20 protein-coding genes are annotated in these 22,235 nt (G+C 67.7%); 8 read left to right on the top strand and 12 right to left on the bottom strand.

Going from position 1 to position 22,235, the window contains the following annotated elements:
* The first annotated feature begins 1 nt into the window (after nt 1).
* On the top strand, nt 2–1,036 hold the full coding sequence (locus LCI23_RS08515) for a dienelactone hydrolase family protein (protein ID WP_224946022.1): 1,035 nt from the start codon (nt 2–4) through the stop codon (nt 1,034–1,036).
* Between the two features lie 45 nt (nt 1,037–1,081).
* Here LCI23_RS08515 and LCI23_RS08510 read toward each other — a convergent pair whose 3' ends face one another.
* Nucleotides 1,082–1,591 carry a cupin domain-containing protein gene (locus LCI23_RS08510; RefSeq protein WP_224946021.1) on the bottom strand — a complete coding sequence of 170 codons (510 nt, stop codon included), beginning with the start codon at nt 1,589–1,591 and terminating at the stop codon, nt 1,082–1,084.
* A gap of 289 nt (nt 1,592–1,880) precedes the next feature.
* On the opposite strand from LCI23_RS08510, the gene LCI23_RS08505 reads away from it, so the two are divergent.
* Both LCI23_RS08505 and LCI23_RS08500 read left to right on the top strand, forming a co-directional pair.
* Nucleotides 1,881–2,285 (top strand): hypothetical protein, encoded by a 405-nt coding sequence (locus LCI23_RS08505; protein ID WP_224946020.1) that lies wholly within the window; start codon nt 1,881–1,883, stop codon nt 2,283–2,285.
* A gap of 112 nt (nt 2,286–2,397) precedes the next feature.
* The gene (locus LCI23_RS08500; RefSeq protein WP_224946019.1) at nt 2,398–4,104 is read left to right on the top strand and encodes a hypothetical protein; all 1,707 of its coding nucleotides are present in this window, start codon (nt 2,398–2,400) and stop codon (nt 4,102–4,104) included.
* A 19-nt stretch (nt 4,105–4,123) separates the two neighbouring features.
* Here the strand turns inward: LCI23_RS08500 and LCI23_RS08495 are convergent, their stop codons facing one another.
* Entirely contained in the window at nt 4,124–5,752 is a 1,629-nt protein-coding gene (locus LCI23_RS08495) for a response regulator (RefSeq protein ID WP_224946018.1), read from the bottom strand.
* A 176-nt stretch (nt 5,753–5,928) separates the two neighbouring features.
* Between LCI23_RS08495 and purL the strand changes: the two genes are divergently transcribed.
* On the top strand, nt 5,929–9,954 hold the full coding sequence (gene purL / locus LCI23_RS08490; protein WP_224946017.1) for a phosphoribosylformylglycinamidine synthase: 4,026 nt from the start codon (nt 5,929–5,931) through the stop codon (nt 9,952–9,954).
* Nucleotides 9,955–10,125: 171 nt separating this feature from the next.
* On the opposite strand, the gene LCI23_RS08485 is transcribed toward purL, so the two are convergent.
* From LCI23_RS08485 to LCI23_RS08450, 8 genes are all read right to left on the bottom strand, one after another.
* Complete coding sequence (locus tag LCI23_RS08485) at nt 10,126–10,344, bottom strand: hypothetical protein (RefSeq protein WP_224946016.1); 219 nt, start codon at nt 10,342–10,344, stop codon at nt 10,126–10,128.
* A 9-nt stretch (nt 10,345–10,353) separates the two neighbouring features.
* The gene (locus LCI23_RS08480; RefSeq protein WP_224946015.1) at nt 10,354–10,782 is read right to left on the bottom strand and encodes a hypothetical protein; all 429 of its coding nucleotides are present in this window, start codon (nt 10,780–10,782) and stop codon (nt 10,354–10,356) included.
* A 153-nt stretch (nt 10,783–10,935) separates the two neighbouring features.
* Nucleotides 10,936–11,727: a peptidyl-prolyl cis-trans isomerase gene (locus tag LCI23_RS08475; RefSeq protein WP_224946014.1), complete on the bottom strand. Its 792-nt coding sequence runs from the start codon at nt 11,725–11,727 to the stop codon at nt 10,936–10,938.
* 81 nt (nt 11,728–11,808) lie between these two features.
* Nucleotides 11,809–12,588 (bottom strand): peptidyl-prolyl cis-trans isomerase, encoded by a 780-nt coding sequence (locus LCI23_RS08470; RefSeq protein ID WP_224946013.1) that lies wholly within the window; start codon nt 12,586–12,588, stop codon nt 11,809–11,811.
* 127 nt (nt 12,589–12,715) lie between these two features.
* Complete coding sequence (locus LCI23_RS08465) at nt 12,716–12,994, bottom strand: BolA family transcriptional regulator (protein WP_224946012.1); 279 nt, start codon at nt 12,992–12,994, stop codon at nt 12,716–12,718.
* The gene (locus LCI23_RS08460) at nt 12,984–13,625 is read right to left on the bottom strand and encodes a septation protein A (RefSeq protein ID WP_224946043.1); all 642 of its coding nucleotides are present in this window, start codon (nt 13,623–13,625) and stop codon (nt 12,984–12,986) included. Before LCI23_RS08460 ends, LCI23_RS08465 begins: the two co-directional genes overlap by 11 nt.
* Before the next feature lie 11 nt (nt 13,626–13,636).
* Complete coding sequence (gene msrB / locus LCI23_RS08455) at nt 13,637–14,053, bottom strand: peptide-methionine (R)-S-oxide reductase MsrB (protein ID WP_224946011.1); 417 nt, start codon at nt 14,051–14,053, stop codon at nt 13,637–13,639.
* 19 nt (nt 14,054–14,072) lie between these two features.
* Nucleotides 14,073–15,587, bottom strand: coding sequence for a YdiU family protein (locus LCI23_RS08450; RefSeq protein WP_224946010.1), 1,515 nt, complete (start codon nt 15,585–15,587; stop codon nt 14,073–14,075).
* A 139-nt stretch (nt 15,588–15,726) separates the two neighbouring features.
* Between LCI23_RS08450 and LCI23_RS08445 the strand changes: the two genes are divergently transcribed.
* Entirely contained in the window at nt 15,727–17,391 is a 1,665-nt protein-coding gene (locus LCI23_RS08445; protein WP_307727714.1) for a 3-(methylthio)propionyl-CoA ligase, read from the top strand.
* A 70-nt stretch (nt 17,392–17,461) separates the two neighbouring features.
* On the opposite strand, the gene LCI23_RS08440 is transcribed toward LCI23_RS08445, so the two are convergent.
* Complete coding sequence (locus tag LCI23_RS08440; RefSeq protein ID WP_224946009.1) at nt 17,462–18,067, bottom strand: PEP-CTERM sorting domain-containing protein; 606 nt, start codon at nt 18,065–18,067, stop codon at nt 17,462–17,464.
* Nucleotides 18,068–18,277: 210 nt separating this feature from the next.
* A complete protein-coding gene (locus tag LCI23_RS08435; RefSeq protein ID WP_224946008.1) occupies nt 18,278–19,024 on the bottom strand; it encodes a hypothetical protein in 747 nt (248 codons plus the stop codon).
* A 156-nt stretch (nt 19,025–19,180) separates the two neighbouring features.
* Here LCI23_RS08435 and LCI23_RS08430 point away from each other — a divergent pair, with 156 nt between their 5' ends.
* The 3 genes from LCI23_RS08430 (at nt 19,181) to LCI23_RS08420 (ending at nt 22,188) form a co-directional block, all read left to right on the top strand.
* On the top strand, nt 19,181–21,268 hold the full coding sequence (locus tag LCI23_RS08430) for a 3-hydroxyacyl-CoA dehydrogenase NAD-binding domain-containing protein (protein ID WP_224946007.1): 2,088 nt from the start codon (nt 19,181–19,183) through the stop codon (nt 21,266–21,268).
* The gene (locus tag LCI23_RS08425) at nt 21,265–21,837 is read left to right on the top strand and encodes a DUF2939 domain-containing protein (protein ID WP_224946006.1); all 573 of its coding nucleotides are present in this window, start codon (nt 21,265–21,267) and stop codon (nt 21,835–21,837) included. Before LCI23_RS08430 ends, LCI23_RS08425 begins: the two co-directional genes overlap by 4 nt.
* Before the next feature lie 96 nt (nt 21,838–21,933).
* Entirely contained in the window at nt 21,934–22,188 is a 255-nt protein-coding gene (locus LCI23_RS08420; protein ID WP_224946005.1) for a hypothetical protein, read from the top strand.
* Nucleotides 22,189–22,235 lie beyond the last annotated feature (47 nt).

Below are 22,235 nucleotides of genomic sequence, written 5' to 3'. Positions count from 1 at the left end.
CATGAAATGGATTCGCCGCACGGTGTACCTCTTGATCGCCCTGGCCTGCGGGCTGGGCAGCCTCGTTTTCTGGACCGCCCTGCGTAGCGAGCGGCCGGCAGGATTCGATCTTGTGCAGGCCACCGGCGCCGATGGGCGTGCGTTCACGGTCGGCGTCTGGTATCCGACCACGGCGCGTCCCCAGCCGACGACCTGGCTGGGCCTGCGGATGATGCGTGTGGCGCGCGAGGGGCCGGTGGCCGGGCGCGACCTGCCGCTGGTCGTGATTTCACATGGCAATGCCGGTGGTCCTGGCAGCCACGCCGACCTGGCGCTGGCGCTGGCCGACGCCGGCTATGTCGTCGCGGCCCCAATGCACAGTGGCGACAATTTCCAGGACCAGAGCGCGGCGGGCACGGTGCCCTGGCTTGGCACACGCAACCGCGAATTGCGTTCGACCATCGACTACATGCTCCGACAGTGGAAGGGCCGTGCCAGCATCGATCCGGCGCGCATCGGCGCCTACGGGTTTTCCGCCGGCGGCATCACCGTGCTCACCGCCCTGGGCGCTCGCCCCGACCTGGGACGCGTCGCACAGCATTGCGCCTCGACGCCCGAATTCGTGTGCGGACTGTTCCGCGAGGGCCGCTCCCCCTTGCTGGACCCGGCGCTTGCCGTGAAAGGCAATACCTTCGCGCCGGACCCGCGGATCAGGGCCGCCGCAGTGGCCGCGCCGGGCCTGGGATTCCTGATGGTGCCGGAGGCGCTCGACGCGGTCACGGTGCCGGTCCAGCTCTGGAGCGGCGAACAGGATACGCACGTGCCTTATGCCACCAATACCGGTGTGGTACGCGCGTCGCTCGGCCCGCGCGCGGAATTTCACGCGGTCCCCGGCGCCGCTCATTTCTCCTTCCTCGTTCCCTGCGGCGTGCTGGCTCCGCCGCTCCTGTGCGCCGACCCGAGGGAGTTCGACAGGGAGGCTTTTCACAAGCGCATGCATGCCAGCGTCCTTGCCTTTTTCGCGAAACATTTGAAGCGTCATCCACATCCAGCTTGACTTGCGTTCGCGCAGCCACCGAGACGCCTGCCCGTGGCTCCTCCCTCAGCGCCTGGGCGCCTGCAGCGGATTGTCGGCCACCCGCGTAAACGTGTAGTGGGCACTGTCGAACACCGCCGTCAGCTGTAGCGGCGTGCTGCCTGCATTGATGAAAGTATGCGGCGTGTTCGCCGGCACCCGCAGGATGTAGGGCGCCGACACCACGAAGCGCCGCCCGCCGACCACGTAGGACATCGTGCCCGCGGTGAGCACGTGCGCCTCCTCGCTGTCGTGCGTATGCAGCGGCGGGCCGCCGCCAGGCGCGGTCTCGGTGAGGATGAAGGACAGGCCGCGAAAGCCGTGCGTGGCGCCATTGAGCAGGTAGATGGTCTCGCCTTCTCCCGCCGCGATCTTCTGCATCTGTTCGAGCTTGACGACGTAGTTGCTGGCGGGCGTGGCGATCGTGGCTGTCGTGGTGGCATATGCGGCACCGGGCTTGGGCGGGATCGGTCGGGGTGCGGGCTGGTGTGCCTCGGCCAACATGGGCAATGCAAGTAGCGGGATCAGCTTCTTCATGGGCATCTCCTAGGCGCGGATGATGTGCGGCGCGTCCAATGTAGCACAGGGCCAGGGCCGCGCCGGCGGTGACAATTCACGCGTTTCTGCACGGGTCCGGCAAGGTAGACTGGCCGCTTTTCCCTGCGAGCCGATGTCGATGCCAGTGATATGCCTGAAATGCAGCCATGTGCGTCCCGCTGACGCCGGACCCGAGTGGCAATGCCCGGGCTGCGCGGCGCGCAGGGCCAGGTCGGCCGCGCACGCCGCGCGGCCCGACCGGCGGTCGCCGCTGCACAGCCCGCCCCCGGTGCGCAACACCCGGTTCGGCTGGCTGCTGCTGGCGCTCATCCTCCTGGCTGGCGGATGGGCGTTGAACCGTCATGTCGAAGGCCGCTACACCACGCTGCCCGCCGACGCGCTCGCGCATGAACGGCGGGCTGATGTGGAACGCGGCGTCGCGACGCTGGACGCTGCGTTGCAGGAATCGCGGGTCGATGCGGGCCTGCTCGCGCAACTGGCAGGGCGCCTCGAACATTCCTGCGCGCGCAACCGGTACGGGCTGAGCGAGCACGCCTGCAAGGCCCTGCTGCGAGAGCGCGAGGATGCCTGCGCCGCCGCCACCGCGCGCCGCTTCCCGGGCGAGATCGGCAATACGGGGCGCCTGCAGGAGCTGACCGTGGCCTACGTCGGCTGCATCTTCGAAGGGCAGTAAGGGCGCGCGCTGCCCGGAATCCGCGCATGTGGGAACATAGGGCCCGGGCGGCGCGGCACAGGCGGCCGCGCGCACCGACGTTTCGACCGCCTTCTCCCGGATAACCGACAGCGTGCTCCAACTTTTCCTCGCGGTAATGCGCTTCCTGCGGCACAAGCTGCTCCTGTTCCTCTTGATCCTGTTCGCGCTGGCCTGCCTGGCCTGGGTGCGCGCGCAATGGCTGCAAGTGCAGGAGATCGCGCACCAGCTGCCGGCGCTGCGCGCAGCGCAGGCGAGCGTCGATGCGCGGCGCCACGACCTGACGGGGGAGGTCGCGGCGCGTGCCGACGCGCTGCGCGCAGCGCCAGCCGCCCGGCTCGATGCAGAGATTGCCGCGCTCGACGCGTCCATCGCGCGGCGCGAAGTGGAAGGGGCGGCGGCAGCCTCGCTCGGCGCGGTGCTGGAATCCGGCTCGGTAGCGGCAAGCCTGCAGGCGGCAGCCCTGCGCGCCACCGAGCTCGAAGTGCGGCGCCAGGCCCGGACGCACCTGGTCCAGCTGCGGGCATATGCACTGGCCGTCGGCAACCGCGAGGCGGCGCGCCAACGACTGGACCAGCTGCGCCAGCAGCACGAGGCGGCATATGCGGCATACCAGCAAGCGCAGGCTGCCTGGTTGCGCTTCCGGGGCGAGGCCGGTATCGCCGCCCGGATTCCCCTTACCCCCTCCCATCGGCGCCTGGTGCAGCTGGAACGGGCCAGGAACACGCGGGCCTGGGAGAGCAACGCTGCCAGCCAGGCCGTCAAGGCGCAGCAGCGCCTTCTGGCACAGGTGGCCGCGCCCGGCGAGCTGCCGCTGCTGCGCATCGACGCGCGGCGTGTGGACGCCGCCAGTGCCGGCCTGCGCGCCAGGCTGCAGCAAGCCGAATCCTTCGCCGCCAACAACCTGCTGTGGAAGCTCGGCCTGGCCTTGCGCCCCTTGCTGCTGCCTGCGCTGTGGATCCTGCTCGGCTTCCTGCTGGCGCCCCTCGCCATCCGCAGCATCTTCTATTTTGTGCTGGCGCCGCTCGCCGCGCGCAGGCCGGCCATCGTGATCGACCCGCGGCGCCCGGCGAATCCTGCCTCGCCGCAGGCGGAGCACGGCAGGATCGCGGCGGTCTCGCTGCCGGTGCAGCTCGCCGCGGGCGACGAACTGCTGGTCCGCCCGGAGTTCTGCCAGAGCCAGTCCGAGGGGCTGCAGGTCTCGACCCGGCTGCTGTTCGATCCGCGCCACTGGCTCACCAGCATGGCCGCGCAGCTGTGGATGCTGAAGCGCCTGCGCGCCGCGCATCCGGCGCAGCTGGTCCTGTCTTCCACGCTTGACCCCTACGATGAGGTGGCGCTGGTGACCATCCGTGCCGGCGAGGCGCTGGTGCTGCAGCCACGCTGCATCGTCGCTGCGTTGTGTCCGGGCGGACGGCGGCCGCGCATCCGCAGCCACTGGCGGCTCGCCAGCCTGCACGCCTGGCTCACGCTGCAGCTGCGCTACCTGGCCTTCGAGGGACCGGCGACCCTGGCCGTGAAGGGCTGCCGCGGCGTGCGGCTGGAAAGCGTGGAAGCGGGACGCAGCATCAGCCAGGACGCGACCCTGGGCTTCAGCGCCCATGCGCGCTACCGGACGTTGCGGGCCGAACCATTCTATCCCTACCTGGCCGGGCGGCAGGCACTGTTCCACGACGAGGTGGCGGGGGAGGGCGCCCATGTGCTGTACGAGGAGGTGCCGCGCAGCGCCCAGGCCGGGAAGCGCGCGCGCAATCCCGTCGAGGTGCTGGTCGATGCGTGCCTGAAGGCCTTCGGCATTTGAGGCGCCGCGCCTGCGCGCTTCAGCCGGCGATACCGTACTTGCGCTTGGCCTGCTGGAATTCCTCGAGCAGGGCGGCCAGGCGCGGGTGGCCCGGGTCGGCCGCGCGCAGCCTGTCGATCTGCCCGGCGGCCACGTCGGCCAGCGCGTTGTCCCAGCCCAGTTCGTGCACCTGGCGCAGGATGCCGCCGGCCACCGCCACCATCACCTGCAGGTTCCCCGGCGCCAGGTGGAGTGCTTCGAGCAGCGACTGGACCGCGCCGCGCACGTCGCCCATGTTGCGCTTCTCGTCGGCCACGCCGAGCAGGATCTGGGCCTGTGCGCGCAGCTGATGGCCCATGCCGTCGGCCAGGTCGGGGCGCCCGGCGCGCACGAACACATCCATCGCCTGGTCGGCGGTGACCGCGCCCGCCGCGTCCTGCATGGCGTCGAGCATGACGCCGGATGCCGCCTCGTCGAGCCGGTGCGCCAGGCAGGCCTGGGCCAGGCCGATCCGCAGCCGCGGCGACAGTGCGGCGCCCGTGCGGGCGGCGCCGGCGGCGGCTTCCAGTTCGCTGGCCGCGGCGCGCGCATTGCCCATCTTTTCCTGCAGCAGGGCGTTGGAATAGGCCTTGCAGGCGTCCAGTTCCGGACTGCTGCGCAGCGAGCGTTCCATGTCGCGGAGCACGCCGGCGGCGCCCGGCACGTCGCCGCGCGTGACCATGGCCTTGACCAGGTTGACGTGGTCTTCCGGGTCGCGGAATTCCGAGTGGCGCGCCTTGCTCACCACCTGCTTGAAGGACCGTTCGGCCGCTGGCGCGTCGCCGTTCTCGAGTGCGAGCTCGCCCAGCTTGCGCAGGCGCCGCACCATGTGCGGCGAGATCGACACCGCTTCTTCCAGCGTTGCCTGGGCCGCGTCCGGCGCGCCCAGTTTCTCGTGGCAGCGCGCCAGCAGGTCGTAGGCCGCCATCAGGCGCGGGTTGGACTGCACCAGTTCGAGAAGAAGCTCGCGCGCCGCCTCGCACTGGCCCTGCGCGACCATGGTGCGCGCCAGGCCCAGGCCGGCCCAGCCCAGCGGCCGTTCGGCCAGCACCTCGCGGTAGATCGCGCCGGCCTGGACATGCTCGCCCACCGACACGTGCAGCTCGGCCTTCAGGCGCAGGAAGTCGAGCGCATAGCGCGGGCTGGCCATGGCGGCGGTGGCGCAGGCGCGGATCGCCTCGACCGGCTTGCCCTGGGCCGCCAACTGCCAGACCGGGAGCAGGGCGGCGCGGCGCTCCAGCGCGCGCCCGATGCGGCTGCCGAGCATGTCGACCGTGAAGGGTTTCAGCACGTAGTCGGTCGGGGTGAGCTCGGCCGCGCTGACCACCTTGTCGTACACGCCCTCGGAGGTGAGCATGATGAAGATGGTGGAGGCCGTGATCAGGCGGTGGTGGCGCAGGTCTTCCAGCAGCTGCTGGCCATCCTGGCTATCGCCCTGCGGGCCGCCCAGGTCGTATTCGCACAGGATGATGTCGTAGCTGCGCCTTGCCAGCTGGCGCACCGCCATGCCGGCATTGATCGCCGATTCCACCCGGGTGATGCCGGCCTGGTTCAGCATGTTCTGCAGGCTTGCCCGCATCCCGCCATTCGGATCGACGATCAACACCGTCAGATTCGCATTGTCTTGCATCTTGCCCTGTCCTGTCTCATGGAGCCCTTACGATACCGATAACTTCCCCGAGGATCAAGAAATGTCCGTACTATAAGATTAACCATGACCGGAACCTAACGCTGCAATGCAACACTGTATAATAACGGGCTATCTTCCACCCAAGCAGCGACGCTGCATCAACCAACTTCTCAGCCATGTTGATTCTGCCGGGTTCCAACGCCCTGTCCGCCTTCCGTAGCCAACGCCTCCTGTCGCAACTGCAAGCCGTCGCCCCGTCGATTGCCGCGCTCCAGGCCCGCTTCTACCACTTCATCGATGCCAGCGCCGCGCTCAGCCCGGAGGATACCGGGCGCCTCGACGCCATGCTCACCTACGGCGAGCCGGCAGCCGAGACCCTGTACGAAGGCGTGACCGAGGAGTTCTTCGTGATCCCGCGCCTGGGCACGATCTCGCCCTGGGCCTCGAAGGCGACCGACATCGCCCACAACTGCGGCATGGCCCACGTGCACCGCATCGAGCGCGGCGTCGGCTATACCGTGGTCTTGAAGAGCGGCATCCTGGGTACCGGCCTGGGCGCGCCGAAGAAGCTGTCCGCGCAGGAAGTGCAGGCCGTGGCCGCGCTGCTGCACGACCGCATGACCGAGACCGTGCTGCGCAGCGCCGACGAGGCCCAGCGCCTGTTCGACGAACTGGCCGGCCGCCCGCTGGAGACGGTGGATGTGCTGGCCGAGGGCCGCGAGGCGCTGGTGCGCGCCAATACCGAACTCGGCCTGGCGATGTCGGACGACGAGATCGACTACCTGCACGCGGCGTTCACGAAGGCGCAGCGCAACCCGACCGACGTCGAACTGATGATGTTCGCCCAGGCCAACAGCGAACACTGCCGCCACAAGATCTTCAACGCCGACTGGATCATCGACGGCGTCAGGCAGGACAAGTCGCTGTTCGGCATGATCCGCAACACCCACCAGTTGCACCCGCAGGGCACCGTGGTCGCCTACAGCGACAATTCCTCGATCATCGAGGGCGCCAGCGTGACGCGCTTCCATCCGCGCCAGGGCAACGAGTATGCGCCGGCGACGGAGCTGACCCACATCCTGATGAAGGTCGAGACCCACAACCACCCGACCGCGATTTCCCCGTTCCCGGGCGCCTCCACCGGCGCCGGCGGCGAGATCCGCGACGAGGGCGCGACCGGCCGCGGCGCCAAGCCGAAGGCGGGCCTGACCGGCTTCACGGTGTCGAACCTGCTGCTGCCGGACGCCCGGCGTCCGTGGGAAAACGCGGGCGACGTCACGGGCGGCGCGGCCGGCGCCAGCGCCGCTGTGTACGGCAAGCCGGAACGCATCGCCTCGCCGCTGCAGATCATGATCGACGGCCCGATCGGCGGCGCCGCCTTCAGCAACGAATTCGGCCGCCCGGTGCTGGCCGGCTACTTCCGCGCCTACGAGCAGAACGTCGGCGCGGCCGGCACCGTGTACGGCTACCACAAGCCGATCATGATCGCGGGCGGCATCGGCAACATCTCCGCCGCCCATACCCACAAGGACGAGATCCCGGTCGGCAGCCTGCTGATCCAGCTGGGCGGCCCGGGCATGCGCATCGGCATGGGCGGCTCGGCCGCCTCCTCGATGGCCACCGGCACCAATACCGCCGACCTGGACTTCGACTCGGTGCAGCGCGGCAACCCGGAAATGGAGCGCCGTGCCCAGGAAGTCATCAACGGCTGCTGGCAGATGGGCGCGGACAACCCGATCATCTCGATCCACGACGTCGGCGCGGGCGGCCTGTCGAACGCCTTCCCGGAAATCGTCAACGATGCCAAGCGCGGCGCGCTGTTCGACCTGCGCAAGGTGCCGCTGGAAGAGTCGGGTATGGCGCCGAAGGAAATTTGGTCAAACGAGTCTCAAGAGCGATATGTGTTGGCGATCTCGCCGGATAACCTCACAAAATTTGCCGAACTGTGCGAGCGCGAGCGCTGCCCCTTCGCCGTGGTCGGCACCGCCACCGAGGAACGCCAGCTGCGCGTGATCGATCCGCAGGAAGGCAACCACCCGGTCGACATGCCGATGGACGTCCTGCTCGGCAAGCCGCCCAAGATGCTGCGCGATGTCGCGCATGTCAGCCACGACTTCCCGGCCATGGACCTGACCGGCATCGAGCTGGGCGAGGCCGCGCGCCGCGTGCTGCTGCACCCGACCGTGGCCGACAAGTCCTTCCTGATCACCATCGGCGACCGTAGCGTGGGCGCGATGACCGTGCGCGACCAGATGGTCGGCCCGTGGCAGGTGCCGGTGGCCGACTGCGCCGTCACCGCCATGTCCTACGACGGCGTCGAAGGCGAGGCGATGGCGATGGGCGAGCGCACCCCGCTGGCCGTGATCGACGCCGCCGCCTCCGGCCGCATGGCCGTGGGCGAGGCGATCACCAACATCGCCGCCGCGCCGATCCGCGACATCGGCGACATCAAGCTGTCCGCCAACTGGATGGCCGCCTGCGGCCAGCCGGGCCAGGACGCGGCCCTGTTCGACACCGTGAAGGCGGTGGGCATGGAACTGTGCCCGGCGCTGGGCGTCTCGATCCCGGTCGGCAAGGATTCGCTGTCGATGCGCACCACCTGGAATGACGATGGCAAGGACAAGTCGGTGATGTCGCCGGTGTCCCTGATCGTCTCGAGCTTCGCGCCGGTACCGGACGTGCGGCGTTCGCTGACCCCGCAGCTGCGCCTTGACGCGGGCGACACCGCCCTGATCCTGGTCGACCTGGGGCGCGGCCAGAACCGCCTGGGGGCCTCGATCCTGGCCCAGACCTTCCAGCAGCTGGGCGACCGCGCCCCTGACCTCGATGCGCCGCAGGACCTGAAAGCCTTCTTCGCGGCCATCCAGCGCCTGAACGCCGAGGGCAAGCTGCTGGCCTACCACGACCGCTCGGACGGCGGCCTGTTCGCGACCCTGTGCGAGATGGCCTTCGCCGGCCGCGCCGGGGTTTCGGTCAACCTCGACATCCTGGCCATGGAAGGCGAACATGCGGCCGACTGGGGCGACGCCAAGAACTGGGCCACGCAGGTGGGCGAGCGCCGCAACGAACTGACCCTGCGCGCGCTGTTCAGCGAAGAGCTGGGCGCGGTACTGCAGGTGCGCGCCGACGACAAGTCGGCCACCATGGCCGTGCTGCGCGAACTGGGCCTGGGCCCCTGCAGCCATATCATCGGCAAGCATAACGAGCGCGGCGTGATCGAATTCACCCGTGACGCCAAGCTCATCTATCAGGAAAAGCGCAGCGTGCTGCACCGCCTGTGGAGCGAGACCAGCTGGCGCATCGCGCGCCTGCGCGACAATCCGGAATGCGTGGACCAGGAATACGACCGCCTGCTGGACGAGAGCGATCCGGGCATGTCGCCAGTGTTGAGCTTCGACCTGCGCGAGAACGTGGCGGCGCCCTTCATCGCCACCGGCGTGCGTCCGTGCGTGGCCATCCTGCGCGAGCAGGGCGTGAACTCGCACGTCGAGACCGCCTGGGCCATGCACGAGGCGGGCTTTGCCGCGATCGACGTGCACATGAGCGACCTGATTGCCGGACGCGCGAAGCTGGCCGACTTCCAGGGCATGATCGCGGTCGGCGGTTTCTCCTATGGCGACGTGCTGGGCGCGGGCGAGGGCTGGGCCAAGACCATCCTGTTCAATCCGCGACTGGCCGAGCAGTTCGCCGCCTTCTTCGCTCGTCCGGACACCTTCGGCATGGGCGTGTGCAATGGCTGCCAGATGCTGAGCAACCTGAAGTCGATCATCCCGGGTGCCCAGGCCTGGCCGAAGTTCACCCGCAACAAGTCGGAACAGTTCGAGGCGCGCTTCGGCATGGTCGAGGTGCTGGAGTCGCCGTCGATCTTCTTCGCCGGCATGGCGGGCACCCAGGCGCCGATCGCGATCGCGCACGGCGAGGGCTATGCCGACTTCTCGCTCACCGGCGACCGCGATGCGGTGGTGAAGGCCATGCGCTACGTGGACAACCGCGGCCAGGCCACGGAGGCCTATCCGTTCAACCCGAACGGCTCGCCGGGCGGCCTGACCGCGGTCACCACCGAGGACGGGCGTTTCACCGCCATGATGCCGCACGGCGAACGGGTGTTCCGCACACTGGTGCATTCCTGGGCGCCGGACAGCTGGCCGGACGAGGCCCCATGGCTGCGCATGTTCCGCAACGCGCGCAAGTGGGTCGGCTGAACCCGGGGCTGCCTTGCACCGGCGTCTCGGTGAGCCGTAGGGTGGGCGGGTCTTCCCGCCCACGCGTCCAGCGCGCGCCGGCACGCTCGCTGCTTATCCAGGTTTAACGACCACCGCGTGGGCGGAGAATCCGCCCACCCTACGGGTCCGAATGCCGGGGGGCGAGCTTCTTCAGCTGCCCCAGATCGGCTCGTCCCGGGTGCCATTGCCAACCGGCGCCGGCGCGCCGCCGCCGGCGCCGCCCGTCCCGGTGGCGCCCGGGCCGGCACTGCCATCGCCAGCACTGGCGCCGCCTGGCATCCCGTCCGCATCCCTCGCCGGGGTACCCGCGCCCGGCTGGCGCTTGCCGACCGGGTCCCGGCCGCCGGGTTTCCTTTCCTGCTTGTCCATGCTGTCCTCCTAGTTGCGATCAGTGCCGGCCGAGCCGCTCATGTTGCCGTCCGCATTCGAGGCCATGTCGTCCGGCATGCCCTCGACGCCGCCCTTGGCCGCAGCCTCGCGGCTGGCCTGGATGCCGCTGATCGTGCCCGGCGCGGGATCGGTGGCGCTGCCGGCACCGCTCATCGGCTGGCCCGGCGGGTTGACGTTGCTCTCGGCCGGCGCACTGACGATCCCGCCGCCCCGGCCCGCCGCGTTCGGCGTGTAGTGGCCGGCATTCGATTCGCCGGTGCCCGCTCCCGCTCCCGCTCCCGCTTCTGCTCCATGGCCCGGAGGGGGCACCTGGTAGCGCCACACCTGGTCGCCGCCTTCTCCCGCGCCCATGCCGTCGCCCGGGCCTTCGCGCCCGCCGTCCATCGCCTTCTGCTCGTTCTGCCTGTCGTTTGCCATGCCGGTCTCCCAAATCGTGAGTGGTTTCGACCCCGATCTTAGCCCTTGGGGGAAAAGAGGGAATAGGCGCACGCAGCGGGCTGCCGTAGGACAGTTCTTAAGCAAAAAAAAAGCGCTCCCGAAGGAGCGCCTTTCTGCCGGAGCGACCGGAATTTACTGGATCTTGGCCTTCTTGACCAGGCTCTCGCGGTACTGCGCCAGCTGGCGCTGCTGCAGCTGTTCCGCGACCTGTTGCTTGACTTCGTCCAGGGCCGGGATCTTGGCCGCACGGACGTCTTCCAGCTTGATCACGTGGAAACCGTACTGGCTCTTGACCGGGGTGTCGGTGATCGCGCCTTTTTGCAGGGCAACCATGGCCTTCGAGAACTCCGGCACGTAGTTGGCCGGGCTTGCCCAGTCCAGGTCGCCGCCGTTGGCCGCCGAGCCGTCCTTCGACTGGGCCTTGGCCAGGTCTTCGAACTTGGCGCCGCCCTTGAGCTTGGTGATGATGGCCTTGGCTTCGTCCTCGGTCGCCACCAGGATGTGGCGGGCGCGGTATTCCTTGTCGCCCATCTGCGCCTTGTAGCGGTCGTACTCGGCCTTGATCTCGGCATCCTTGATCGGGTTCTTCTTCACGTAGTCGGCCAGCATCGCGTTGATGATGATGCTCTGGCGCGCATTGTCGATCGCTGCCTTGACGTCGGCGCGGCCGCCGACGCCCTGCTTGTCGGCTTCCTGGATCAGCACTTCACGGCCGATCAGGTCGCGCTTGATCGCTTCGCGCAGTTGCGGCGAGTCGGTGGCGCGGCCTTGTGCGACCACCTGCTTGACCACCTGGTCGAGCTTTGCCGCCGGGATCGGCTTGCCGTTCACGGTTGCGACGTTTTGCGCGAAAGCGGGCGCGGCGACGAGTGCGCTCACGGCGAAGCTGATTGCCAAGGACAGTCGGGCTGGCTTCAAAATCATTGTTGAGGTCCTATCAAAACACGAAAAATCCGCCGCGCGGCGGCAGGAACCGGTGCCTTCGGGCACCGGCGGTAGTACATCTTACTGCACCTTTGCCTTTTTGACCATTTGCTCGCGGTAGTCCGCCAGCTTCTTCTGGGCCAGGGCATCGGCGATCTGCGGCTTGACTTCTTCCAGCGCAGGGAACTTGGCCGGACGGGTGTCGTCCAGCTTGATCACGTGGAAGCCGTTCGCGGTCTTCACCGGAGTCTCGGTAACGGCGCCTTTCTGCAGGCCGGTGAAACCGGCCGCGAACTCGGGCGGGAAGGAGGACGGGGTGGCCCAGTCCAGGTCGCCGCCGGTGGCGGCGGTGCCGGTGTCCTTCGACTGCTTGGCCAGCTCTTCGAACCTGGCGCCGCCCTTGATCTTGGCGATCACGGCCTTCGCATCGGCTTCACTGTCCAGCAGGATGTGGCGCACGTGGTATTCCTTGTCGCCGGTCTGGGCCTTGAACTTGTCGTACTCCGCCTTGATCTCGGCGTCGGTCACCGGGTTCTTGGTGATGAAGTCACGGGCCAGCTGGTTCACGACGATGGCCTGGCGCGCGTTGTCGAGCGCCTGCTTGACGTCGGGCTTCTTGTCGTAGCCCTGCTTGACCGCTTCCTGCATCAGCACTTCGCGCGCGATCATCTCTTCCTTGATGGCCATGCGCAGCTGCACCGAATCCTGGCCCTGGCCGGCGGCGACCAGCTGCTTGACGGCTTCATCCACGCGCGAGGACGGGATGGCTTTGCCGTTCACGACGGCGAGGTTCTGTGCGAAGGCAGGGGCGGCGGCGACGGCGATCAGCGCTAACAGCAGGCGTGCTGGCTTAAAAGTCATTTCTGGAATTCCTGTGGGGGATGAGAGCTTGGACGAGATTCGTTGATTATTTGTACTGGTGATTCTGGTACTTCGCGTTACCGATTGTCGGCCCCAATTCTTAAAACTGGCTGAAGCCGACCGTTGTTCAACCCTGTTCGGCGGGTGCGAGGGCCGTGATGGCCAGCGCATGGATTTCCGCCTTGTTGATCATTTCGTGAACGGCATCATACACAAGACGATGACGCATGACCAGCGTGAGGCCCTGGAACTTGTCGGACACGATTTTCACGCTGTAGTGGCTGCCGCCGCCGGCGGCGCCGGCGTGGCCCGCATGCAGGTGCGAGTCGTCCGTGATCTCGAGCACGGAGGGGTTCAGTTCGGCCTGCAGGCGTTCGCGCAGGCGCTCGGTACGGTTAGCTTCCATTGTGGATGTCCTCCTGGATGTGTTTGGACAGGAACAGCGACTGGATGATGATGAAGGCGAACAGCAGGCCGGTGATGCCGAATAGCTTGAAGCTGACCCAGGCCCCGGTATCGCTACGGAAGACCACGAAGGCCATCAGGAGGTTCAGCAGGCCCAGGCCGACGAAGAAGGCGATCCAGGCGTACAGCACGCGCGTCCAGACCGCGTCCGGCAGGCGCATGGCGCTGCCCAGCGCCGAGCGCATCAGGTTCTTGCGGTAAAGCAGGTGCGCCAGCAGCAGGGCGGCGCCGAAGGCCCAGTACAGGATGGTCGGTTTCCACTTGATGAAGGTGTCGTCATGGAAGTAAATCGTGGCGCCGCCGGCTAACACCACCACGCCCAGCGACAGCCAGAGCATCCCGTCCACTTTCCTGCGGCGCAGCAGGAGGTAGGCGATCTGCAGCACCGTGGCTACGATCGTCACCGCGGTGGCCAGCAGGATCGGGGCCTGGCTGGCCGGCACCGCGCCGCCCGAGATCAGGAAGCCGAGATAGTCGCCGACCAGGCCGTGGGCCCAGTCCTGGTGGCTTTCGCCGTATTTGTAAATGCCGAAGAACAGGATCACCGGCAACATGTCGAACAAGAACTTGATCATAGCTAGTCTTAGAGGGGGTCGAAGCGCAGCGCGGCCGAATTGATGCAGTAGCGCAGGCCGGTCGGTGGCGGGCCGTCGGGGAACACGTGGCCCAGGTGGGCGTCGCACACGGCGCAGATGATCTCGGTGCGCAGCATGCCATGGCTGCGGTCTTCCTTCTCGATGACATTGGCCGGGTCGAGGGTGCGGAAATAGCTGGGCCAGCCGCAGCCGGACTCGAACTTGGCGTCCGATTCGAATAGCGCCGTGCCGCAGCACACGCAATGGTAGATGCCGTGCTCGTGGTGGTCCCAATATTTACCGGTAAAGGCGCGCTCGGTGGCGGCGTGGCGCGTCACCTGGTATTGCATCGGATCGAGCTGGGCGCGCCATTCGGCATCGCTCTTGCTCACGCGTCGGGTGTCCTTGCTGGAGTCGTCGTTCATGTCGTTCTCGCTGGTGTCGTCAGGAAGAGCAGCTCACTTCCAGGTGGGCTGCCCAGTCGGGCGGCAGGGCCGCATAGGCGTCGTGTTCCGGCTGTTCGTCGAAAGGCCGCTCGAGGATGGCGAGCAGCTTGCGCACTTCGGCGTAGTCGCCGTTCTGGGCCTGCTCGATGGCGTTCTGCGCCAGGTAGTTGCGCAGCACGTATTTCGGATTGGCGCGGTGCATGGCGGCGCGGCGCCGCTCGTCCACGCTGTGCTCGGCGCGCAGGCGCGCGCGGTAGCGGGCGGCCCAGGCGTCGAAGGCGGCGCGGTCGATGAACAGGTCGCGCAGCGGCGCGTCCCCGTCCGGGCCGCCTTCCAGCCGCAGCTCGCCGAGGCGCCGGAAGAACAGGGTGAAGTCGGCATGATTGGCCTGCAGCAGGCCGAAGGTGGCGTCGAACAGCGCGCCATCGTCCTCGCGCGAGTCGAACAGGCCGAGCTTCGCATGCAGCAGTTCGTCGAGCCTGGCGCCGAAGGCGGAACGGTAGACATCCAGCGCTTCCTCGGCATCCTCCGGGGTGCCGATCAGGGGCAGCAAGGCATTGCCGAGCGCATAGCAGTTCCAATGGCCGACCGGCACCTGGTTGGCGTAGGAATAGCGGCCACCCTGGTCGGTATGGTTGCAGATGTGCTGGGCGTCGAAGGCTTCCATGAAGCCGAAGGGCCCGTAGTCCAGCGTCAGGCCCAGGATCGACATGTTGTCGGTATTCATCACGCCATGCATGAAACCGACCGCCTGCCAGTGCGCGATCATGACCGCCGTGCGGCGCGTGACCTCGGCCAGGAGTGCCTTGTAGGGATTGGCGGTGCCCGCCAGTTCCGGATACCAGTGCTGGATGACGTGGTCGGCCAGCAGGCGCAGCTCATCCTGCTTGTTACGGTAGTGCCAATGTTCGAATGAACCGAAACGCACGAAACTGGGCGCCATGCGGGTCACCACCGCGGCGGTCTCGACCGACTCGCGCATCACGCGCTGGTGCGAGCCGGTGATGGTCAGCGCCCGGGTCGTCGGAATGCCGAGCGCAGCCATGGCCTCCGAGCACAGGAATTCGCGGATCGAGGAGCGCAGCACTGCCCGTCCATCGCCCATGCGCGAATAGGGCGTCAGGCCCGCCCCCTTGAGCTGTAGCTCCATCGGGCCCTGGGGGCCGGGCAGCTCGCCGAGCAGGATCGCACGCCCGTCACCCAGCTGGCCGGCCCAGACCCCGAACTGGTGGCCCGAATACACGGCCGACAGCGGCTGGGAGCGCGGCGCGACCCGGTTGCCGGTGAACAGGGCAAGGAAATCGTCCTGCGCCAGGGTCTGCCCATCGAGCCCGACCAGCGCGGCGGCGCCCGCGCTGGCCGCGATGAAATAGGGCGCGGGCAGGGGAGTCGGCATCAGCCGGGTATAAAAGGCTGGCGGCAATTCGGCAAAGGAATTGCTGAAGGGGAGTTCGTCGGCAGTGATGGCGGCTCCTTCGTGCGGGCGGTCGTGGTTCGGACATGCGGGTGGCATGGGCAGGATTCTACCGTACCGGGCCGCTTCCCTCGGCGCACGCCTGCAGCGCGCCTTGCTGCGCCGCCGCATCGAATTGCATTGACGTAAGGTCAAGCGGCGGATCAGACTGCTTCTGTCAGCCATTCCAGGAATCCCGATGAGCGCCAGCCCGCACGCCTTTCCCACCAGCCCGCTGATGGGCCAGATGATGGACCAGCCGCTGCTGGTGTCCGGTATCCTGGAGTTCGCCGCCCGCCACCATGGCGCCAGCGAAATCGTGTCGCGCCGGGTCGAGGGCGACATCCACCGCTACACCTACCGCGACTGCGAGGCCCGCGCGCGCCGCCTGGCGAGCGCCTTGCAGGGACTGGGCGTGGCGATGGGCGACCGGGTCGCGACCCTGGCCTGGAACGGCTACCGCCACATGGAGCTGTACTATGCGGTGTCGGGCTCGGGCGCAGTGCTGCACACGATCAATCCGCGCCTGCATCCGGAACAGATCGCCTACATCATCAACCATGCCGAAGACCAGTACCTGTTCTTCGACCTGAGTTTCTTGCCGGCGATCGAGGCCATGGCGCGCCACTGCAAGACGGTCAAGGGCTTTGTCGCGCTGTGCGGGCGCGCCGCCATGCCGCCCGACGGCGCGCTACCAGGCCTGATGTGCTACGAAGACCTGCTCGAGAGCGGCGACCCCGGCTATGCCTGGCCGCAGTTCGACGAGCGCTCCGCGGCCGCGCTGTGCTATACCTCGGGCACGACCGGCAACCCGAAGGGGGCCTTGTACTCGCACCGCTCGACCGTGCTGCACGCCTATGCCTCGGCGATGCCGAACGGGCTGAACGTCTCGGCACGCGACACCGTGCTGCCGGTGGTGCCGATGTTCCATGTCAATGCCTGGGGCCTGCCGTATTCGGTGCCGCTGTCCGGGGCCAAGCTGGTGTTCCCGGGGCCGGCGCTGGACGGCAAGTCGCTGTACGACCTGTTCGAGGCGGAAGGCGTCACCTTCTCGGCCGGGGTGCCAACCGTCTGGCTCGGGCTGATCAACCACGTGATGCAGCATGGCCTGCGCTTTTCCACCTTCCGCCGCACCGTGATCGGCGGCTCGGCCTGCCCGCCGGCGATGATGGATACCCTGATCGACGCGCTGGACGTGGAAGTCGTGCATGCCTGGGGCATGACGGAAATGTCGCCGCTCGGTACCGCCTGCACCCTGCTCGGCAGGCATGCGGCGCTGCCGCCCGCGCAGCAGCGGGCTGTGCTGCGCAAGCAGGGCCACGCCATCTACGGCGTCGACATGAAGATCGTGGACGACGATGGCAGCGAACTGCCCTGGGACGGCGCCACGTATGGACACCTGCTGGTGAAAGGCCCGTGGGTGGTGTCGGGGTATTTCCGGGGCGAAGGCGGCGACATCCTGCAGGATGGCTGGTTTCCCACCGGCGACGTGGCCACCATCGACCCGGACGGCTACCTCGCGATCACCGACCGCAGCAAGGATGTGATCAAGTCCGGCGGCGAGTGGATCGGCTCGATCGACCTGGAGAACATCGCCATGTCGCATCCGGCGGTGCTGCAGGCCGCCTGCATCGGCGTGCCGCACCCGAAATGGGACGAGCGGCCGCTGCTGGTGGTGGTGAAGCGGCCAGGCGCCGAGCTGGCGCGCGAGGAACTGCTCGGCTTCTTCGAAGGGAAGGTCGCCAAGTGGTGGATCCCGGACGACGTCGTGTTCACCGAGGCGCTGCCGGTGGGCGGCACCGGCAAGATCCAGAAGAACAAACTGCGCGAAGCGTATCAGGGGCACCGCCTCCCGACGGCCTGAGCCGTAAAAAGCGACAAGCCCGGGCATCGGCGGGAACCCGCCGGCAGGCGGGTCCCGGTCGGAACGCGTCTCAGCTGTTCGGCTTGGCCCGTTTGCGGCGGGTCAGGTACAAGGCGGCCAGTCCCAGTCCGGCCAGTGCAACGCTGGCAGGTTCGGGCACTTCGCCCTGGTTCCCGTCCAGGGCGGTGATGACGACGTTTTCCAGCAATGCGCCGACATTGTCGCCGCCGGCGTTGGCAAAGGAGATGGAGTACATGCCGTCACTGTCCGGCGTGAAATTCAACGTATACCCAGTGTAGGGGGAGTTCGATGCCAGGTCATCGAAGAAGCGGCTGGCGCTCCCGAAGCTGACAAGGACATCGTCGATGCCACTACGCCGGTTGCCGGCCAGGTCGAAGCTCAGCACATATTCCACTCCGCCAAGGAGTGCGAACGTGCGCGAGAGTACACCGGCATTGCCTGATGAACCATCGAGGTCGATGCAGCGACCGGCCAGGCAGAAGCCGCCAGACACGACATCCACCGTACCATCGCTGACCGTCCAGCCGGTCGGGGTGACGTTCAGGCCACCCGCAGAGGCATCGAAGTTATCGCTGAAGAGTACGCCAGCCTGTGAGGCAGCAGAGCCAGCCAGCAAGCTGGCCGCCACAAGAAACTTGAGAAATCTAGGCTTCATTGCATTGCCCTCCGTGTTCGCGTTTTCACCACGGCAAGTGGATCTCGCCGGACCAAGCGCTTGGGGTGTGCCAAGCAAGATTCAGGCCCAAATCGAAAACGCCTTGTATATCAAGCGGCTGGCGCCTGTCAGCGGCGTTCAGGCGATGCAGGTGTAAAGCGATTCGACAGTGATGGTGATGGGCGAGGCATGCAATGGCCACGTGCGTAGTCAATGCCGAGGAGGACGGAGCACATAGCGAAAGCTCGGCTCGATGTCGCGCTCATGCAGGTGGCGCACGATGTCTTCCAGCGTCGCATCCTTCAGCAGCAGGCCGGCATCGGCAGCGGCCGGCACGGCAGCCGGCGCCGCTGGCACGCCGCTTGCCGCATCCGCCTGCTTCATTGCGCCGAGCGCATCGAAGAAGATGGCCTTACTGATGCTGTCCAGGCCTGCCAGGAAAGCGAGCTGGGCGGCTGGTGGCGGCGCAAGTTCCAGGCCCGATTCTTCCGCGAACGCGGCGCCCATGCCCGGGTGGATGAAAGCAGCCCACTTCCCGCTGGCTGGATTGAGAAAGGGCGGCAATTCCACCGCGTCCAGCCCCTGCAGCGCCAGGTCGGGGAAATAGGCCTCGCGCAGCAGCGCGGTCAGGCGGCGCGCGTCGCCCACCGGCACGGACTCCGCCAACGACAGCCAGAGCCGGAATGAAGAGGCGCCGCTGATGCTCACGGCCGGTGCCGGAAAACCGAAGGCTTCCTGCAGGCGGTTTGCCACCGCGCACAGGTCGGTCCAGTGCTGCCCGGGACCGACGTCGCGACGCGGCGGGAAGTCGATTACGATGGCGCGCGTGTCGCCCTCGTCCGACGCTAGCGGGACGGCAAGCGGATGCACGCCCTGGAAGTGCTGCGCCAGCGCTTCCGGCGTGGCGGCCTGCGGCATCAGGTACAGGCGGGTCAGGGCGGCGATCAGTTTGTCCATGGTGGTAGCGGTGCTGGATGAAGGCGCTATTGTGGCACACGCGCGGCATGCACCGGCAGCGGCGCGGGCCAGCGAATAATACGAACGTTCTTTTAATTTTGGTATAGTGAAACGATCCGGGCCGCACCCGGCCACTGACAAGGAGAAACAAGAGACATGAGCGCCGACTATACCGTCCAAGGCAGCGTTGCCGTAGTTACGTTGAATAATCCGCCGGTCAATGGGCTGGGCCTGGCAACCCGCAGCGCCGCCGTGGATGCGATCCGCCGCGCCGAGGCCGATCCCGGCATCGAGGCCATCGTCCTGACCGGCGCCGGCAAGGCCTTTTCGGGCGGTGCCGATATCCGCGAGTTCAATTCTCCAAAGGCACTCACCGAGCCCACCCTGCACACCTTGATCCGCGTGGTCGAGGACTGCAGCAAGCCGGTGGTGGCCGCGGTCCATAGCGTGTGCATGGGCGGCGGACTGGAACTGGCGCTCGGCTGCCATTACCGGGTGGCACTGCCGGGCGCGCAGATCGCGCTGCCAGAAGTCAAGCTTGGCCTGCTGCCGGGCGCCGGCGGCACCCAGCGCCTGCCGCGCGTGGTCGGCCTGGAAATGGCGCTCGACATGGTGGTGACGGGCACTCCGGTCCTGTCCGAGAAGCTGGCCGGCACCGCGCTGTTTAACGAAGTCTTCCCGGCCGGCACCGACCTGCTGGCGGCCAGCGTCGTCTTCGCCGGCAAGGTGGCGGCCCTGCGTCCGCTGCCGAAAGTGCGCGCGCGCGCGGTCGGCCACCCGGACCGCGACGCTTTCCTGGCCACGGCGCGCGCCGCGGTCAAGGCCAGGTCCGGCGCCTTCCCCGCACCACTTGAGTGCGTCGAGACGGTGGCCGCGTCGGCGACCCTGCCGTTCGAGGAAGGCCTGGCGTTCGAGCGTTCCCGCTTCCTGCACCTGATGCAGACGCCCGAATCGAAGGCCCTGCGCCATGCCTTCATGGCCGAGCGCGCCGCCAGCAAGCTGCCCGACGTCCCGGCCGACACGCCGGTGCGCCGCATCGAGCGCGCAGCCGTGGTCGGCGCCGGCACCATGGGCGGCGGCATCGCGATGAACTTCGCCAACGCCGGCATTCCCGTGACGATCCTCGAGACTTCGCAGGAAGCGCTCGACAAGGGCCTGGCCACGATCCGCAAGAACTACGAGAACAGTGTCAGGAAGGGCAAGCTGGCCCAGGACAAGGCCGAGCAGCGCATCGGCCTGATCACCGGCACCCTGTCGTATGAAGACATCGCCGGGGCGGACATCGTGATCGAGGCCGTGTTCGAGGACATGGGCGTGAAGGAAAGCGTGTTCCGCCAGCTGGATGCGGTGATGAAGCCGGGTGCGATCCTGGCCTCGAACACCTCGACCCTCGACCTGGACCGCATCGCCGCATTCACCGCGCGCCCGCAGGACGTGATCGGCCTGCATTTCTTCAGCCCGGCCAACGTGATGCGCCTGCTCGAGATCGTGCGCGGCAAGAAAACCGGCAAGGACGTGCTGGCCACCGCCATGGCGTTGTCCAAGAAAATCAAGAAGCTGGGCGTGGTCTCGGGGGTGTGCGATGGCTTCATCGGCAACCGCATGCTGGAACAATACCTGCGCCAGGCCTTCTTCCTGCTCGAGGAAGGGGCGCTGCCGGAGCAGGTCGATGCGGCCATGGAAGACTTCGGCTTTGCGATGGGACCGTTCCGCATGAGCGACCTGGCCGGCAACGACATCGGCTGGTACATCCGCAAGCGCCGCGCCGTCGAGTCGCCGCACATCGCCTATTCGAAGACCGCCGACCTGCTGTGCGAGCAGGGCCGCTTCGGCCAGAAGACCGGGGCCGGCTGGTACGACTACCAGCCGGGCGAGCGCAAGGCGCAGCCCTCGGCCTTGGTCAGGGACATGGTCGAGCGCCATAGCGCCGGGCTCGGCCTGGCGCGCCGCCCGATTGCCGACAGCGAGATCGTCGAGCGCCTGGTCTACGCGCTGGTGAACGAGGGCGCGAAGATCCTGGAGGAAGGCATCGCGCTGCGCGCGTCCGACATCGACATGGTCTACCTGAGCGGCTATGGCTTCCCGCTGCACCGCGGCGGACCGATGTTCTACGCCGAGACGGTCGGCCTGCCGAAGGTGCTCGAGGCGATCCGCGGCTACGCGGCGGGCCGCCATGGCGAAGCCTGGACGCCAGCGCCCTTGCTGGAGCGCCTGGCGCAGGAAGGCAAGGGCTTCGCCGGATGAACGCGGCCGGCAAGGGCAGGGGTGGCAAGCGGCTCCTGACCGCTGTCGCCGTGGCGGCGCTGCTGCTGGCCGCGACCAGCTACGCCAGTCCATGGTGGCGCCTGTACCAGTTGCAGGGCGCGGTCGCGCAGCGCGATGCGGCCCGGGTAGCGGCCTTCGTCGATTTCCCGGCGCTGCGCGCGAGCGTCAAGGCGCAGGTGGTGGCCAGCATGGAAGAGACGGCGCAGCCCGGTGCGGCGCGCGACAACCCCTTCGCCGCCTTTGGCAAGGCGATGGCGCTGGCGGTGATCGACCCGGTGGTCGATGCGGCGGTGTCGCCGGCAGGCGTGCTGGCCATGCTGGAGGCGGGCGAACTGCGCGTCGCCCGTCATTCGGGGCGCAATGCTGGCCACGATGCGGAGCCTGCGGCCGACGCAGGACGCCGGGAAGCACGCTATGCCCTGTCGTACCGGAGCTGGAACCGCGTGGCGATCGCGCGCGAGGACCGCGTTGGCGGCGCCTTCATCCTGCACCGCCACGGCCCGTGGAGCTGGAAGCTGGGCGGCATCGAGCTGCCGCGCAGGCCTTGAGCGCCCCTGCGGGAGGCGCGCGTGGTTTTATGCGGATTTTTCCCTGCGCATCGCGTGCTAGCATCGTCGACTCGATCACAACCATGAGCGGTAACGATGTCGAATCTGGAACGGAAATGGTGGTTTGCAGGCCTGTCGGGGGCGGTCGGCACGGCCTGCACCTGGTGGACCCTGCGCGCGGCGGGCATCGGCTCGCCCGACGGTGTTGCGCAATGGCTCGTGTATTTCTGCTGCTTCATCGGCTTTACGCGCGCGTTCTCCTTCCTCGCCTGGCTGGCGCTGCTGCTGGCCAGGCCGTCGAGCCCCTTGCTCGATAGCGCACCTGGACGGCGCCCGGGCGCGAAGCCATGAAACATGCCGCTGGGGGCGGTTCGCGCTCCCAGCGGCATTGTTCCTTG

This window comes from Massilia sp. MS-15 (assembly GCF_020176695.1).
In the GTDB taxonomy this organism is placed as follows: Bacteria; Pseudomonadota; Gammaproteobacteria; order Burkholderiales; family Burkholderiaceae_D; genus Telluria; species Telluria hydrophila.
Note: the sequence above shows the minus strand (reverse complement) of the source record. Positions and strands in the feature narration are given on the sequence as shown.